At 67.7% G+C, this 15,745-nt stretch carries 14 protein-coding genes; 9 read left to right on the forward strand and 5 right to left on the reverse strand.

Annotated elements, in window-relative coordinates; genetic code table 11:
• From DI624_RS03065 to DI624_RS03090, 6 genes are all read left to right on the forward strand, one after another.
• On the forward strand, positions 1-1,302 hold the full coding sequence (locus tag DI624_RS03065) for an RsmB/NOP family class I SAM-dependent RNA methyltransferase (protein ID WP_291535928.1): 1,302 nt from the start codon (positions 1-3) through the stop codon (positions 1,300-1,302).
• Positions 1,299-2,009 (forward strand): 5'-methylthioadenosine/S-adenosylhomocysteine nucleosidase, encoded by a 711-nt coding sequence (locus DI624_RS03070; protein WP_291535929.1) that lies wholly within the window; start codon positions 1,299-1,301, stop codon positions 2,007-2,009. Before DI624_RS03065 ends, DI624_RS03070 begins: the two co-directional genes overlap by 4 nt.
• Entirely contained in the window at positions 2,006-3,568 is a 1,563-nt protein-coding gene (gene guaA, locus DI624_RS03075) for a glutamine-hydrolyzing GMP synthase (protein WP_291535930.1), read from the forward strand. The genes DI624_RS03070 and guaA overlap by 4 nt, the downstream gene beginning before the upstream one ends.
• A gap of 283 nt (positions 3,569-3,851) precedes the next feature.
• Positions 3,852-5,117, forward strand: a complete 1,266-nt coding sequence (locus tag DI624_RS03080; RefSeq protein WP_291535931.1) for a tyrosine-type recombinase/integrase — start codon at positions 3,852-3,854, stop codon at positions 5,115-5,117.
• 42 nt (positions 5,118-5,159) lie between these two features.
• Positions 5,160-5,753, forward strand: coding sequence for a DUF6088 family protein (locus tag DI624_RS03085; protein WP_314187356.1), 594 nt, complete (start codon positions 5,160-5,162; stop codon positions 5,751-5,753).
• On the forward strand, positions 5,746-6,708 hold the full coding sequence (locus DI624_RS03090; protein ID WP_291535933.1) for a nucleotidyl transferase AbiEii/AbiGii toxin family protein: 963 nt from the start codon (positions 5,746-5,748) through the stop codon (positions 6,706-6,708). The genes DI624_RS03085 and DI624_RS03090 overlap by 8 nt, the downstream gene beginning before the upstream one ends.
• A 43-nt stretch (positions 6,709-6,751) precedes the next feature.
• Here DI624_RS03090 and DI624_RS03095 read toward each other — a convergent pair whose 3' ends face one another.
• Together DI624_RS03095 and DI624_RS03100 are read right to left on the reverse strand one after the other, a co-directional pair.
• Positions 6,752-7,033, reverse strand: coding sequence for an AlpA family transcriptional regulator (locus tag DI624_RS03095; protein WP_291535934.1), 282 nt, complete (start codon positions 7,031-7,033; stop codon positions 6,752-6,754).
• A gap of 90 nt (positions 7,034-7,123) precedes the next feature.
• The gene (locus DI624_RS03100) at positions 7,124-7,507 is read right to left on the reverse strand and encodes a hypothetical protein (protein ID WP_291535935.1); all 384 of its coding nucleotides are present in this window, start codon (positions 7,505-7,507) and stop codon (positions 7,124-7,126) included.
• 79 nt (positions 7,508-7,586) lie between these two features.
• Here DI624_RS03100 and DI624_RS03105 point away from each other — a divergent pair, with 79 nt between their 5' ends.
• The 3 genes from DI624_RS03105 (at position 7,587) to mobC (ending at position 9,694) form a co-directional block, all read left to right on the forward strand.
• Positions 7,587-8,801: a recombinase family protein gene (locus tag DI624_RS03105; protein WP_291535936.1), complete on the forward strand. Its 1,215-nt coding sequence runs from the start codon at positions 7,587-7,589 to the stop codon at positions 8,799-8,801.
• Positions 8,785-9,264 carry a hypothetical protein gene (locus tag DI624_RS03110; RefSeq protein ID WP_291535937.1) on the forward strand — a complete coding sequence of 160 codons (480 nt, stop codon included), beginning with the start codon at positions 8,785-8,787 and terminating at the stop codon, positions 9,262-9,264. Before DI624_RS03105 ends, DI624_RS03110 begins: the two co-directional genes overlap by 17 nt.
• Before the next feature lie 205 nt (positions 9,265-9,469).
• The gene (gene mobC, locus DI624_RS03115; protein ID WP_291535939.1) at positions 9,470-9,694 is read left to right on the forward strand and encodes a plasmid mobilization relaxosome protein MobC; all 225 of its coding nucleotides are present in this window, start codon (positions 9,470-9,472) and stop codon (positions 9,692-9,694) included.
• A gap of 334 nt (positions 9,695-10,028) precedes the next feature.
• Here the strand turns inward: mobC and DI624_RS03120 are convergent, their stop codons facing one another.
• The 3 genes from DI624_RS03120 to DI624_RS03130 are packed head-to-tail and all read right to left on the reverse strand — an operon-like array spanning position 10,029 to position 15,587.
• Positions 10,029-13,370, reverse strand: coding sequence for an error-prone DNA polymerase (locus tag DI624_RS03120; RefSeq protein WP_291535940.1), 3,342 nt, complete (start codon positions 13,368-13,370; stop codon positions 10,029-10,031).
• Positions 13,367-14,917, reverse strand: a complete 1,551-nt coding sequence (locus DI624_RS03125; RefSeq protein ID WP_291535942.1) for a DNA polymerase Y family protein — start codon at positions 14,915-14,917, stop codon at positions 13,367-13,369. Before DI624_RS03125 ends, DI624_RS03120 begins: the two co-directional genes overlap by 4 nt.
• On the reverse strand, positions 14,811-15,587 hold the full coding sequence (locus DI624_RS03130; RefSeq protein WP_291535944.1) for a hypothetical protein: 777 nt from the start codon (positions 15,585-15,587) through the stop codon (positions 14,811-14,813). Before DI624_RS03130 ends, DI624_RS03125 begins: the two co-directional genes overlap by 107 nt.
• Between the last annotated feature and the right edge of the window lie 158 nt (positions 15,588-15,745).

A 15,745-nucleotide genomic window follows, 5' to 3' on the forward strand; every position in this document is an offset into this window, starting at 1 on the left:
TTGACCCCAGCCGCCCGCCTCGCCGCCGCCGCCTCTGTCCTGGACTCCATCGCTCAGGGCCGCCAACCGGCCGAGGCTGTCCTGAAAGCCTGGGGGACCGCCAACCGTTACGCCGGCTCCAAGGATCGCCGCGCCATCGCCGACCGCGTCTACAAGGTGCTGCGCGCGCGCGGCCGCCTGTCGTGGATCATGGGCGGACGTGAAGACGGTCGGGCCCTGGTCATCGGTTCGCTGCACGCCATCGACGGCCTGTCGCTGGAAGAGATCGAGGCGCTGCATTCGGGTGACGGCTATGGTCCGCGCCCGCTGTCGAAACAGGAGCGCAGCCGCATTACGGCGGGGCAGGGGGAACTGCCGGGCTGGGTCGCCGCCGGTCTGCCCGAGTTCGTGGTCGAGGATTTCAAGGCGACCTTCGGCGACCGCTGGGCCGAGGAAGTCCACGCCCTGATGGCGCCGCGCGCGCCGATCGACCTGCGCGTCAATGATGCGGCCGCCACGGTCGATGAGGTCGAGGCCGAGCTGAAGGCCGCCGGTCTAGACGTTTCGCGCACGCCCTGGTCGGCCGTCGGCCTGCGCGTGCCGTCGGAACCGCCGCCCAACATCCAGGCGCTGGAAGGCTTCAAGGCCGGCCGGTTCGAAATCCAGGACGAAGGCAGTCAGGTCGTCTGCTGGCTGGCCGGGGCGCAACCCGGCACGACGGTGGTGGACTATTGCGCCGGAGGCGGCGGCAAGACCCTGGGTCTGGCCCAGGCGATGAAGCGCCAGGGCAAGCTGGTCGCGTCCGATGTCGTGAACAAGCGGCTGGAGAACATCCGTCCCCGCCTGCAACGCGCGGGCGTCGAGGCCGACCTGGTCTTGATCGGCCAGAACGGCCGCGGGCTGGAGGCCCTGAACGGCCAGGCCGATCTGGTCTTCGTCGATGCGCCCTGTTCGGGTTCGGGCACCTGGCGCCGCCGTCCCGAGGACGCCTGGCGCCTGACGGCCGAGGAGGCGGAGAAACTGCATGGATTGCAGGTCCGCATTCTGGGCCAGGCGACCAAGCTGGTGAAGCCGGGCGGCCGCCTGGTTTATGTCACCTGTTCGATGCTGGCGCGCGAGAACGAGACCAGCGTCGACGCCTTCGAGGCGGCGCACCCGGAGTTTCGGCCCGTGCCGATCGGCGACGTCCTGGCCGCGCCGCAACTGACCGAGGCGGCCCGCGCCCGGCTTGCACTAATGGGGCGGGGGCCCCGCCTTCGCCTGTCGCCCGCCTCGACCGCTACCGACGGCTTCTTCGCCGCGATCTACGAGCGCGCGGCGTGAGGCTGGATCGGCGCGGCGGGATTTCGATCCTCCATGTCATGGCCGCGCCCGCCGAATACGGGGGCCATCTTCAGGCCCGCATCCAGCCGCTGATGACCGGCGTCGGCCCGGTGGAGGCGGCGGTCGCCCTGACCGTCGCCCTGGCGCGGCTGAGCGCCGAGAACGACCTGCCCGACCTGATCGTGTCCCTGGGCTCGTGCGGATCGCGCGAATTGGAACATGCGGCGGTCTATCAGGCGTCGTCGGTAGCCTATCGCGACATGGACGCCAGCGTGCTGGGCTTCCCCAAGGGGATGACGCCGCTGCTGGACCAACCCGCCGTGATGCCCCTGCCGTGCCCCATTCCGGGCGTGCCGACCGCGCGTCTGTCGACCGGGGCGAACGTCGTTTCGGGCGGTGCCTATGACGCCATCGACGCGGATATGGTGGATATGGAGACCTGGGCTTTGGTCCGGTCGGCCCAGACCTTCGGCGTTCCGCTGGTCGCCCTGCGCGGCGTCTCGGACGGCCGGGCCGAGCTGAAGGCGCTGGAGGACTGGACCTCCACCCTGCCTCACGTGGACCGTAACCTGGCCGCCGCCTTGGATCGTCTGATCGCCGTACTGGAGGCCGGCGGCCTGGCGGCCGTTGCGACGCCCGATCTTGAAATTGCGGCCCCACGGGGCCAAGACCCCGCGCACCTCTCCCCGGATTCGACCAGCTCATGACCACTCTGCAAGACCACCAAAAGGTCCTCATCGTCGATTTCGGCAGCCAGGTGACGCAGCTGATCGCGCGCCGTCTGCGCGAGGCCAGCGTCTATTGCGAGATCCATCCGTTTCAGAAGGCCGAGGCCGCCCTGGCGGCGATGACGCCGGCGGCCATCATCCTGTCGGGCGGCCCCGAGAGCGTGCACGAGGAAGGCAGCCCCCGCGCGCCCCAGGCCGTGTTCGAGGCCGGCGTGCCGGTGCTGGGCATCTGCTACGGCGAGATGACGATGTGCGAGCAACTGGGCGGCAAGGTCGAGGGCGGCCACACCCGCGAGTTCGGCCGCGCCGAGATCACCGTTCAGAAGGCCTCGCCCCTGCTGGCCGACCTGGCCCCCGTCGGCGAGAACGAAGAGGTCTGGATGAGCCACGGCGACAAGATCGTCGCCATCCCCGAGGGCTTCGACGTGGTCGCCTCGTCGGAGGGCTCGCCCTATGCGGTGATCGCCGACGAGACCCGCCGCTTCTATGGGGTGCAGTTCCACCCCGAAGTGATGCACACCCCGCGCGGCCATCAGATGTTGAAGAACTTCACCCATGGCATCGCGGGGCTGAAGGGCGACTGGACCATGGCCGCCTATCGCGACGAGAAGATCGCCCAGATCCGCGAACAGGTCGGCGACGCCAAGGTGATCTGCGGCCTGTCAGGCGGCGTCGACAGTTCAGTCGCCGCCGTGCTCATCCATGAGGCCATCGGCGACCAGCTGACCTGCGTCTTCGTCGACACCGGCCTGTTGCGCAAGGACGAGGCGACCCAGGTCACGACCCTGTTCCGCGAACATTACAACATCCCGCTGGTGCATGTGGATGCGTCGAAGGAATTCCTGGGCGAACTGGCCGGGATTTCCGACCCGGAGACCAAGCGCAAAACCATCGGCCGGCTGTTCATCGAGGTGTTCGACCGCGAATCCGCCAAGATCGAGGGCGCGGAATTCCTGGCCCAAGGCACCCTCTATCCCGACGTGATCGAGAGCGTCTCCTCGTCTAGCGGCAAGGCCCACGTCATCAAGAGCCACCACAACGTCGGCGGCCTGCCCGACTATATGAAGCTGAAGCTGGTCGAGCCCCTGCGCGAACTGTTCAAGGACGAGGTTCGTGCGCTTGGCCGCGAACTGGGCCTGACCGACGCCTTCGTCGGCCGCCACCCCTTCCCCGGACCGGGCCTGGCCATCCGTATTCCCGGCGAAATCACGCCGGACGCCGTCGCCACGCTTCAAGACGCCGACGCCATCTATCTGGACGAAATCCGCAAGGCCGGCCTCTACGACGATATCTGGCAGGCTTTCGCCGTGTTGCTGCCGGTCAAGACCGTCGGCGTCATGGGCGACGCGCGCACCTACGAAAAGGTGCTGGCCCTGCGCGCGGTCTCCTCCACCGACGGCATGACGGCCGACTTCTACCAATTCCCCTGGGATGTCCTCGCCAAGACCGCAACCCGCATCATCAATGAGGTGCGCGGCGTGAACCGCGTCGTCTACGACGTGACCTCCAAACCGCCCGGCACGATCGAGTGGGAATAATTCAGGCCTTTCGGGAGCTTTCGATATCGCTTCCGAAATCGCGGATAAGCCACTGACTAAAATGTGAATTCTGACGAGACCCTTCGAAGCCTTTCGGAGGGTCTCGCTTTTGTGATGCCGAGACGGTATCGCTCGCCGTTGCCCGCCCGGCCCAGGGCCCATACCGTCAGGTTCGTGGTGACCTGCTGACGGTATTTTTTCCAACCAAGATGCGGAAATATAAGGGAAATACCTGCTCGAAAGCGCCCAATTTCAGCTCGCTCCAGCGTGAGGGGATTTTACCGTGCTTACTGATGCCGCACTCAAGAATTTGAAGCCAAAATCAAAAGCTTACAAGAGTACCGACAGGGACGGCTTGTACGCCTATGTCTCGCCCGGCGGGGCGATCTCGTTCCGGTACGACTACCGCTTCAACGGCCGGCGCGAGACGCTCACGCTTGGACGTTACGGACGCGGCGGGTTGAGCCTCGCCCAGGCCCGTGAACGTCTGTTCGAGATCAAGCGGACGATCGCGGACGGCGTCTCGCCGGCGCTGGAGAAGCAGCGGGCCAAACGTCGCCTGAAGGAGGCTCACAGCTTCGAGCATGTCGCGCAGCGCTGGATGGACACCGCACCCATGGCGGACAGCACCCGAAATATGCGCCGGTCGATCTTCAATCGGGAAGTCCTGCCGCAATGGCGGACCCGGCTGCTCAGCGAGATCACGCCCGACGATCTCAGGGCGCATTGCAAGTCGATCGTTGATCGCGGGGCGCCCGCGACTGCCATCCACGTGCGGGACATCGTCAAGCAAATCTACGGCTGGGCCATCTTGCACGGCGAGAAGATCGACAATCCGGCGGACGGCGTCGGCCCCGCGTCCATCGCCACCTTCAAGCCCCGGGATCGTAGTCTTTCGCCCAGCGAGATCCGGATCACGCTCAGCTTGCTGGGCGACGTCGCCACCTTGCCGACCATCCGGCTCGGCCTGAAGTTCATCCTGCTCAGCAGGGTGCGCAAGAGCGAGCTTCAGGACGGGACCTGGGACGAGGTGGATTTTGAGAACGCCGTCTGGTCCATTCCCAAGGCGCGCATGAAGCGGTCGCGACCCCACAACGTCTACCTCTCGACTCAGATGGTGGACATCCTGATCGCCCTGAAGACCTGCGCCGGGAATTCGAAATACCTCCTGCCGTCGCGTTACGACGCCGATGCGCCCATGTCGCGGGCGACGTTCAACCGGGTGACGACCGCCATAGCGGACCGCGCCAAGGCGCAGGGACTGCCGCTGGAGCCCTTCACCGTCCATGACCTGCGGCGGACGGCTTCAACCCTGCTGCACGAGATGGGCTTCAACTCGGATTGGATCGAGAAATGCCTCGCCCACGAGGAGCGCTCGTCGCGCGGGGTCTACAACAAGGCGGAGTTCGAGATGCAGCGCCGTCACATGGCGCAGCAGTGGTCGGACGCCGTCGAGGCGTGGGAGCAGGGGCGTTCGTTCTCGCCTGTCCTGGCGCCGCCGGACACGGGCGCTCCACGCTTCAGCCCGGCCTTCTCGGCGTTAACTTGAAGGTGTCAGAAAATGAACTATATTTCTGACAGGAACAAACCGATGCAGACCCTCGCCGAACACATCCTCGCGCATGCCGCGACCTTGCCGGAAGGCCAGCCCTTGGCCGCTAAGGGGCTGCTGCACCTGGGCGAGCGCGCCGCCGTGGATCAAGCGCTGTCACGGCTCGTCAAGCGCGGACGCCTCTTGCGGGCAGGGCGGGGGCTCTATGTCCTGCCCGTCCAAGGCCGCTATGGCGAGCGCCCCCCGACCATAGAAGCCCTCGTCGAGCGGCTCTCGGCGCAAGGCGGCGAAACCGTCGTGCGCAGCGGCGCGGCCGCAGCCAATCAGCTGGGACTCACCACTCAGACGCCCATTCGCCAGGTCTATCTGACCAGTGGCCGAAGCCGCCGGCTGCAACTCGGCAAGCAATCGGTTGAACTGCGGCACGCTCCGCCTTGGCAACTCGTCCTGCCCCACAGCGCTGCGGGCGAGGCGGTCCGCGCCTTGGCGTGGCTGGGCCCGGAGCAGGCGGGAAGCGCCCTCAAGGCGTTGCGCCGCCACTTGCCTCGGAGCGCGTTCGAGGAACTGGTCGAGGTGGGCGCACGCCTGCCGACCTGGCTCGCCCGCTCGGTGAGCCTGGCGGCGCATGGCTGACGTCTTTCTCGAGCTCGATGCCGCGGACCGCCGCGAGGCGCTCCAAGTCGCCGCGGCGGCGACGGGACGGCCTGTGCATCTGCTTGAGAAGGATGTCTGGGTCGTCTGGCTTCTCGACGTTCTGTTCCGTGCGCCCTTTGGGGAGCACCTGGTCTTCAAGGGCGGAACGTCGCTCGCGAAAGCCTACGGCCTGATCGACCGCTTCTCCGAAGACCTCGACCTCACCTACGACATCCGCACCCTCGCGCCGGACCTTGCGGATCCGCACGGCGATGGCCTGCCGGCGGCCATAGCCGAGGCGAGGCGGTGGAGCCGGGTCGTGCGGGAGTGCCTGCCGTCTTGGGTGTCCGATACGGTGTCCCCCTTTGTCGAGGCCGCGCTGGCGAGCGAGGGATTGGAAGCCGATTTGGTCGAGGACGGCGACAAGCTGACCGTCGCTTACGGACCGCTTACCCAGGGCACGGGCTATGCGCCGCCCTCGGTGCTCCTGGAGTTCGGCGCTCGCGCCACGGGAGAGCCTGCCGAGGCGCGAGACGTGGTCTGCGACGCTGCAGCGGTCTTGCCCGACCTCGTCTTCCCGACCGCGCGGCCCCGCGTGATGAAGGCTGAGCGGACCTTCTGGGAGAAGGCCACGGCCGCTCACGTCTACTGCGAACAGGGCCGGATGAGAGGCGAGCGATTTTCCCGCCACTGGTACGATCTCGCGAGGCTGGACGCCGCAGGGGTGGCCGATCTCGCGGCAGCCGACCGGGCGATGGCGGACGCGGTCGCTCGGCACAAATCCCTCTTCTTTCGCGAGACGGCGAACGGCGCGGCGATCGACTATCACCGCGCGGTTGGCGGGCACCTCGCCTCGTGCCCGAAGCGGCCGTCCAGACCGCGTTGGCGGACGACTACAGGCGCATGCTCGAAGACGGCCTTCTGGAGCGCGACGCTCCGACGTTCGAGGCGCTGATGGCGAGTTGCGCCGACCTCGCCGAACGGGTGAACGCTGCAGGCTAGAAGGGGCGTCGCTCGGGTCGGCCGCGCCCCACGGGGCGCGAGCGTCGAAGATGCACGTCCGGTCCCTTGGCCGGCATGATGGGACGCTCGCGCCGCAAGGCCAGCCAAGCTTCGACCTCGCCCAAGTCCCAGACCACGCATCGGGGCGTGAGCAGGAACCGGCGCGGGAACTCGCCCTTTCGCTCCATCTCCCAAATGGTGCTGTCCGCCAAGGGCACCATCTGGCGCAACTCGGTCTTCTTGATCGTCCGTTGCAGGGGCCTGTTCGGGGTCGGCATGGCGCATCTCCTCTTTTGGAGGAATCGGACCCGAACGACGTCGAAGGGAGAACCCGTAGGCCTTCGGAGTTTGCGGACTGGTCCTGCGGCTCATCCGGTCTGGATGTCGTCGATCATCGCCAACATCTCCCGCAGCTTGTCGCGCGCTCCGGACAAGCGGCGGGTGGCGATCAAGTCCTGACGCCCCGCCAGATGCAGGACGGTCTCGAGCACCTCGTCGGATCGCCCCATCAAGGCGACGAGATTTTCGCCGCTCGGCGCATTGCGGGCCTCGAACCAGTTTCGGACCGCCCGTTCGTTCGCGCCCGTGATCCGCACCACCTGCTTGACGGCCCCCGGGACCGCCCCGAACTCGCGCCGCAGCGCGCCCGCGACGGCCTCCGGAAAGCGGTCGGCCGGGGGCGCGGAGGTGTGGGGAAGAAGAGTTCTTCCGTGATTTGACCGAAGTTTTCGGACGTTCTGCGTAGACGACATTCAGGGCTCCCCGCCGGTAGCTTGGCCGGAAAGCCAACTGACGAGGACCCATGACGCCCTGAAGGGCGTCTGACCCTGAATGACCCAAGCAATAAACAGTAGTGCAGAGCCCGGGCCGGCCCAGACGATCCGCGCCGCCCAATACGTGCGGATGTCGACCGAGCACCAGAAATACTCGACCGAAAACCAGGCCGAGATCATCGCCCGCTATGCCGCCCAGCGGGGGTTCGAGATCGTCGAGACCTATGCCGACAACGGCAAGAGCGGGTTGCGCCTGGACGGTCGGGACGCCCTGAAACGGTTGATAGCCGACGTGCAGGCCGGGCGGGCCGACTTCAAGGTGGTGCTGGTCTACGACGTCAGCCGCTGGGGTCGGTTCCAGGATGCCGACGAGAGCGCCTACTACGAGTTCCTGTGCCGCGAGGCCGGCATCAGCATCCACTACTGCGCCGAGCAGTTCGAGAACGATGGCAGCCTCAGCGCCACGATCATCAAGAGCATGAAGCGGGCCATGGCCGGAGAGTACAGCCGCGAACTCTCGGTCAAGGTCTTCACTGGCCAGTGCCGCCTGATCGGTCTGGGCTACCGTCAAGGCGGGCCGGCCGGCTACGGGCTGCGGCGGCAACTCGTCGACGAACAGCGACGGCCCAAGGCGACGCTGCTGCGCGGCGAGCACAAGAGCCTGCAGACCGACCGGGTGGTCCTGACGCCGGGTCCGGCCGAGGAGATCGATCTGGTCCGGCGCATCTATCGGATGTTCGTCCTCAACCGCCGCTCCGAACGCGAGATCGCCACGCTCCTGAACGGCGAGGGGCAGGTGACGGACCTCGGCCGCCCGTGGACGCGCGGGGTTGTCCACCAGATCCTCACCAACGAGAAATACATCGGCAACAACGTCTACAACCGCGTCTCCTTTAAGCTGAAGAAGAAGCGCGTGGCCAATACGCCGGACATGTGGGTGCGGGCGGACGGGGCCTTCGAGGGCATCGTCGACCCGGACTTCTTCGCGGCGGCCCAGCGCATCATCGCCGAACGCTGCCGGCGCTACACCGACGCCGAGATGCTGGAGCGGCTGACGGAACTGTTGGAACGGCGCGGCTGCCTGTCAGGCCTGATCATCGACGAGCTTGAGGACATGCCGTCCAGCTCCACCTATCGCCAGAGGTTCGGCAGCCTGATGCGGGGCTATGAACTGGTCGGCTGGTCGCCCTCGCGCGACTACCGCTACCTAGAGACCAACCGCTTCCTGCGCACCCTCCAGCCCCGCCGGTCGCCGCGTGGCGGACCGGCTTGAGCGATGGGGCGCCCGGCTTCCGGAAAACCCCGAAGACCTGTGGGCGGTGCTGTCGCCCATGGGCGGGACCGATCTGCTGGACCTGCTGGCGGTGTGCGCGGGCGTCGGCCTCTACGCCGTGCGCGATCCGCACGCCCGCAGGCCCGGCGCACTGGCCCAGACCGAGACGCTGGCGACGGCGGTCGGGCTGGACATGACCGGGACGTGGGCGGCCACGGCTGAAGGATATTTCTCGCGGGTGTCCAAGGCGCGGGTGCTGGAAGAGGTGACCGAGGCGGTCGGCGCCGAGGAGGCCGGGCGGATCGCCGGGATGAAGAAGGCCGATATGGCCGAGGCGGCGGAACGATTGGTGGAGGGGACGGGGTGGCTGCCGCCGGTGCTGCGCACGGCGGCGGTTAATGCGCCCTTGCCGGAGAACGCCGCATGTTCGGACAACGACGCCTATTCGTTCGCGGCCGAGTAAGACCGGTTCCGTAGCCGAAAACCGACGCCGCGCGTACGTCACAGTCGCGCGGCGTCATTTTATACCGCCAGTCGTTGACGGTCAGTTGCATTGAACTTCTCTTAGTGCCCGCTGTCGATCTGATCTTAACATGAGCCGTATGTGTCATTGACCCGCATATGGAGCGCCTCTACCGATACGGGAATCGACAAGCGCGCGGGGTGTAATGCGGTTTTCAAGGTTGAAGCTCGAAGGCTGGCGTCAGTTCCTTGCCGTAGGCGTCAACATCAACCAGATCGCCCGCGCCCTGAACACGGCGGTCATGGATGGGGCCGTTCTCGAGCTGGAGATCGCGCAGTTGGCCGCCTTCGCCGCCGAGATTCGAGGGCATCTGGGTGGGCTGGACGAGGCCTTCGCTGGCAACCTGTCCTACTGGTCGGCCGAGCCATGAGCGACTTCCGCAGGCCGTTCGGGTTTGAGGAGGCGCTACGTCCGCCTGCAGGCTGTGAGCTGGTTCGACCGCGACGACATCGAAGCCGAGACGGGTCAGCCAGGCGGCGTCCCGGCCAGAGCCGGCGCCGATGTCCAGGGCCATCCGGTCCTGGCCGGAGGGCAGCAGGTCCTGGAAGGCGGCGTGCACGGTCTGCGCATCCAGGCTCTCATAGCGGGCGGCGAAGACCTCCCTGGATGCATCGTAGCCGTCGATCGAATCCGTCAAAGTCATCCCCTGAGCGCGCGCTTTGACGCTAGGCGATGTGGCGAGGCCCATTCAAGCGCTGGACGCCTCAATGAAAATCACGCGACCCCGGCAGCATGCGCAGGTTCCTTGGATGCTGAGGGTGGACGAACTCATCGGCGCCGGACAGCTGCAGTACCGGGTCATGGTCGGGCGACAGGCGGTTCAGCTCGGCGGAGCGGTCATGGAGCGTCTGCGCCATCAGATGGACCACGCCCTCGGCGCTCTTCTCCACCACGCCTTCGACGGCCAGCAGGCCGGTGCCCATGACGATGCGGCGGTGGGCCTCGAACACTGGGACCCACAGGACCAGGTTGGTGATGCCGGTCTCATCCTCCAGGGTGATGAAGATGGCGTTGCCCTTACCGGGTCTCTGCCGCACAAGGACGACGCCGGCGGTGCGGACGCGCGAGCCAGACCGTTTCGCTTCGACCTGGGCGCAGGTGAGCAGGCCCTCGGCGGCGAACACCGGGCGCAGTATGACCATGGGATGGGCCTTCAGGCTGAGGCGCGTGGTCTGGTAGTCGGCGGCCACATGCTCGCCCAGCGCCATGGTCGGCAGATTGGCGTTCGGCTCCTCGCCCAGTTCTTGTGCATGGGCGGCCGCGAACAGGGGCAGAGCGTTGTCGTCCGGCAGGCGGCGCACCGCCCACAGGGCCTCGCGCCGGTCGAGCCCCAGGGAGCGGAAGGCGTCGGCGTCGGCCAGTTTGCGCATCGCCGCCGTGGGCAGACGGGCGCAGCGCATCAGGCTCTCGACGCCGTCGAACGGGCGGGTGCGGGCGGCGTTCATGGCCTTGGCCCAGTCCTCCCGGAACCCGTCGATCTGGCGCAGGCCTAGGCGGAGTACCAGGGCGTCCTTAGGGCCTTCCAGGGTGTTGTCCCAGACCGAGTGATTGACGTCGATGGGTCGGATATCGACACCATGTTCCTGGGCGTCGCGGACGATCTGGGCTGGGGCGTAGAAGCCCATGGGCTGACTGTTCAGCAGAGCCGCGGCGAAGGCGGCTGGATGGCGGCATTTGATGTAGCTGGAGACATAGACCAGCCGGGCGAAGCTGGCGGCGTGGCTCTCCGGAAAGCCGTAGGAGCCGAAGCCCTTTATCTGCTCGAAACAGCGCCGGGCGAAGTCGGGATCGTAGCCCCGTTCGATCATCTTCCCGACCATGCGGTTCTCATAGGTGTGCAGCGTGCCGTCGCCCCGGAAGGTGCCCATGGCTTTTCTCAGGCCGTTGGCCTCGCGGTCGCTGAACTCGGCGGCGACCATGGCCACCTTCATGGCCTGCTCCTGGAACAGGGGCACGCCCAGGGTGCGGTTCAGGATGGCCTTCAGCTCGCCCGGATCGTGGGGCGGGGCCGGGCTGGCGTAGATCACATCCTCCTGGCCCTTTCGCCTTCTCAGATAGGGATGGACCATGTCGCCCTGGATCGGGCCGGGCCGCACGATCGCCACCTGGATCACCAGATCATAGAAAATGCGGGGCTTCAGGCGTGGCAGCATGTTGATCTGGGCCCGGCTCTCCACCTGGAAGACGCCGATGGAGTCGCCCCGGCACAGCATGTCATAGACATCCGCCTGTTCGGCCGGGACCGTGGCTAGGTCGAAGTCGGCACCCTCGTGGGCCTTCATCAGGTCCAGGGCCTTTCGGATGCAGGTCAGCATGCCCAGCGCCAGCACATCGACCTTCATCAGGCCCAGTTCGTCGATGTCGTCCTTGTCCCATTCGATGAAGGTGCGGTCGGCCATGGCTGCATTGCCGATGGGGACCAGTTCGTCCAACCGCCCGCGTGTCAGGATGAAGCCGCCCACATGCTGACTGAGGTGGCGGGGAAAGCCCATGATGCGGGTCGCCATGTCCACGGCGCGGCGGATCATCGGATTGGCCGGGTCCAACCCCGCCTGTTCGATGCGTTCGTCGGGGATGGAGGCGCCCCAGCTTCCCCATTGCGTGGCGGCCAGCGCCGCAGTCACGTCCTCGGTCAGGCCCAGGGCCTTGCCGACCTCGCGGATGGCGCTCTTGGGACGATAGCGGATGACGGTGGCGGCGATGCCGGCCCGCTCCCGGCCGTAGGTGTCATAGATGTGCTGGATGATCTCCTCGCGCCGCTCGTGCTCGAAATCCACGTCGATGTCGGGCGGCTCGTTGCGGTCCGCCGACATGAAGCGTTCGAACAGCAGGTCGTGGTGGACGGGATCGACGCTGGTGATGCCCAGCACGTAACAGACCGCCGAGTTGGCGGCCGAGCCACGGCCCTGGCACAGGATGCCCTCGTTCTCGGCCACCCGCACGATGTCGTGGATGGTCAGGAAATAGGGGGCCAGGTCCCGCTCGGCGATATAGGCCAGCTCCTTGTCGATCAGGACCGTGACCTTCTCCGGCGCGCCGTCCGGATAGCGGACGGGCAGGCGGCGATCGACTAGGGCCCGGAGCCAACCCTGCGGCGTCTGGCCCGGCGGGATGGGCTCCTCAGGGTATTCGTAGCGGAGCTGTTCCAGGTCGAAGGTGGAGCGCATGAGGAGGTTCTGCGTCTCCGCCAGGGCTTCGGGCGCATCGGCGAACAGACGGGCCATTTCCTCTGGCGCCTTCAGATGGCGCTCGGCGTTGGCCAACAGGCGCAGGCCCGCCTGATCGATGGTGACGCCTTCACGGATGCAGGTCAGGACGTCCTGAAGATCGCGCGCCTCGGGGTCGTGATACAGCACGTCGTTCATGGCCAGCAGGGGCGTATCCGCCATTTCGGCTATGGCTCTCAGGTGCGCCAGCCGTCGCCGGTCGTCGCCGCGTCGGTGAATGGCCGCGCCCAGCCAGACTGCGCCGGGACGCGCGTCGTTGAGACGGGACAACAGGTCCGGTAGGCTGTCCAGCCGCTGGCCAGGAACCACGATCAGCAGCAAGCCGTCAGAGTTCGCCAGCAGGTCGTTCAGATGAAGGACGCACTCGCTCTTTTTCGCTCGGCGATTGCCTAGGGTCAGAAGCCGGGTCAGCCGGCCCCACCCAGTGCGATCCTCCGGGTAGGCGACGATATCCGGTGTGCCGTCCGTAAAAACCAGGCGCGCGCCGGTCAGCAGGTGAAAGGTCTGGGCTCTCGCCTTCACCGCCTCGGCCAGGTCTGACGGGGCCGAGGCGCCTTCAACGAAAACGACCTCTCCGGGCGAGCCGCCGGTGCGCGCCTTCTCCACCGGGGTGCCGCCATGTTCGCGCAGTTGCTTCAGCGCGGACCAGGCCCGCACGACGCCGGCGACGGTGTTGCGGTCGGCCAGACCCAGGCCCGCATGGCCGCGCAGGAGGGCGGTCAGGACCAGGTCCTTGGGGTGGGAGGCGCCGCGCAGGAAGGAGAAATTGCTGGCGGCCACCAGCTCGGCATAGGCGGGGCCAGGGGAGGGCGCGCTCATGCGAACAGCCCGTGCACATACCAGCGCGGGGGCGGGTCTGCGCCATATTCCCCGGCCCGGAACAGCCAGAAGCGAAGGCCCTCTTCGTCTTCCACCCGATAGTAGTCGCGCACCCGGTGACGGGGCGCCCGCCACCACTCCGCGGCGATGCGCTCGGGCCCCTCGGCGTAGACGACCCGGTGGGTGGCCCGGCGCCAGGTGAAGCGGGCGGGTGGGCTGTCGGGCGCCAGGGCGATGGCCTCCACCGGCTGGGGTCGGTCGAACAGATGCAGCGGCCGCAAGGGCGCGGCGTCTGCGTCATGTCTCGGCCAGGGGGCGGATACGGCGGCGGTCTGGGCTGGAACGCGCCGCCAAGCCCGTTCGGGCAGATGCGAGGCGAAGGGTTCGATCCGCAACACCGCCTCCGGCCCCAGCCGCGCGCTGAGCTGGTCGATCAGGGCGTCCAGCGCGGCCGAGGCGTCGGGGCGGCGATCGAAGGCGGCCTGTTCGGGGGAAAGCCCGCGCAGCTGATCCGCGCTCAGCCGCAGCTGATCGAACCCGAAGCCGGGATCGATGGGGCGCGACAGGGCCGCCAGCCGCTCCCGGAACAGGCGTCGCAGGGCCGCTGGATCGCGCAGGGGCCGTGCCGTCTGAAGGGCGATGCGCCGGATGTCCCCGTCGAGACGATAGAGGGCGAGGATGAAGCGCCGTGCGCCCTGGCCGCGCGTCTCAAGCTGATGCTCCACATCGGTCAGCAGGTCGGCGATGACCGCATGGACCGCGTCTGTCTCGGCGATGGGTTCGGCCACGATGCGGTCGGCGATGACGGGCGGAGGCGGACGGTGCGGCGTGATCCGCACATCGACGCGTCCCATCAGACGATCCAGCCGGTCGGGAAAGTCGGCGCCGAAGCGGGCGGCTAGCGGCGCGCGCGGTCGATCGTCCAGGTCGCCAAGCGTCTTCAGCCCCGCGCGGCGCAGGGCCTGATGGTCGCGGGACGGCAGCTCCATCGCCGCGATGGGCAGGCGCCGCGCAAGGTCGGCGTCCCGGCCCTGGGGCGCGATCCCGCCGGGGCCGAACCGGCTCAGCGCCCGGGCGGTCTGGGGCGTGCGGGCCATGGCCAGGCGGGTCTGCAGTCCGACACGCTCGGCGCGGGATCGCACCGCCTGCATCAGCCCCGCTTCGCCGCCGAACAGATGAGCGCAGCCGGTCACGTCCAGCATCAGGCCGTGCGGATGATCCAGCGCCGCCATGGGCGTGAACCGGTCGAAGTCCGCAAGCACGGCCTTTAGCAATCGGGCGTCCGCATCGACGTCGTGGCTCCGAACGTCGAGGTTCGGAACCCGCGCCCGCGCGTCGGCCAGGGTCATGCCGGGTGAAAGGCCCAGCGCGAGGGCCTGGGCGTCCGCCGCCGTCAGGCGCAAGGCGCCCCGGTCCTTGTCGGTCAAGACCAGGGGGCGGTCAGGCGGCGCGGGTTCGGCGGATGGCGTCCGCCGCAGCCGGTCGGTCGGCAGGAACGGAAACCACACCGCCAGGTGCCGACGCTGGGATGAAAGCGCGCGTCTCACGATCCCACTCCAGCGTCCACTCGCCGGGCGGCGCGCCTGAGCGGCAGCGCAACAGCCGGGCCCGGAAGGCTGGTCGTCCCGGCGCATCGGCCTCCAGCGGCGCGGATGGGGCGGCGGCGATCGACCAGCGGGTCTCGGCGGCGCTGGGAGCGACGGATGCGCCGGCCCGCACAAGCACGCCCAGGCTCGATCCCGCCTGGGCCGCCATCATCAGCCGCCGGCTGGCGGTCAGGCCGTAGGCCCTGGCCTCGCCCCAGCCGCTCAGGATCACGGCGCCCGCCGCCCCGCTGCGCAGCGCCTCCTCGCCGGCCGCCAGCAGGGCGGCGGCGTCGGGCGCGCGGACGAAGATGAGATGGGCCGGGTCCAGGCCCCAGGGGATGAGCCCGGGGCCATAGGGCTCCCCCAGTTCGGATCGCCCCGCCGACTGCAGAACCCAAATGACGGCCCTGGAGGTGGCCCTCAACGCCAGTCCCAGGGCGAACCCCTGCGCCGCGACGCCCTGACGCGGCGCTGCGGCCAGAACCTCATGCAGGGCGTCGGCCCTGAGCGGTCCCAGATGCTGGTCGACACTCTCCAGGCCCAGGCGGAAGGTCCGTTCAGGCTTGGTCCGGTCGGGCTGCAAGGTTGCGATCTGCTGGCGCAACGGATGAAGGGCATGAGGCGGCGGCATGAGAATGTTCTCTAAATGTTCTCATATATGCCCTCTTCATCAGAGGCGGAGTCAAGCGCTGCCGTGAAAGATCCTTTAGGTTTGCCGCCTCGTCCACACGACGAGGCCCGACTGGGCAGGGGAGAAACGCCTCAAACCGGCAGCCATGCGCAATAAAT

This window comes from Brevundimonas sp. (assembly GCF_003248455.1).
Classification (GTDB): domain Bacteria; phylum Pseudomonadota; class Alphaproteobacteria; order Caulobacterales; family Caulobacteraceae; genus Brevundimonas.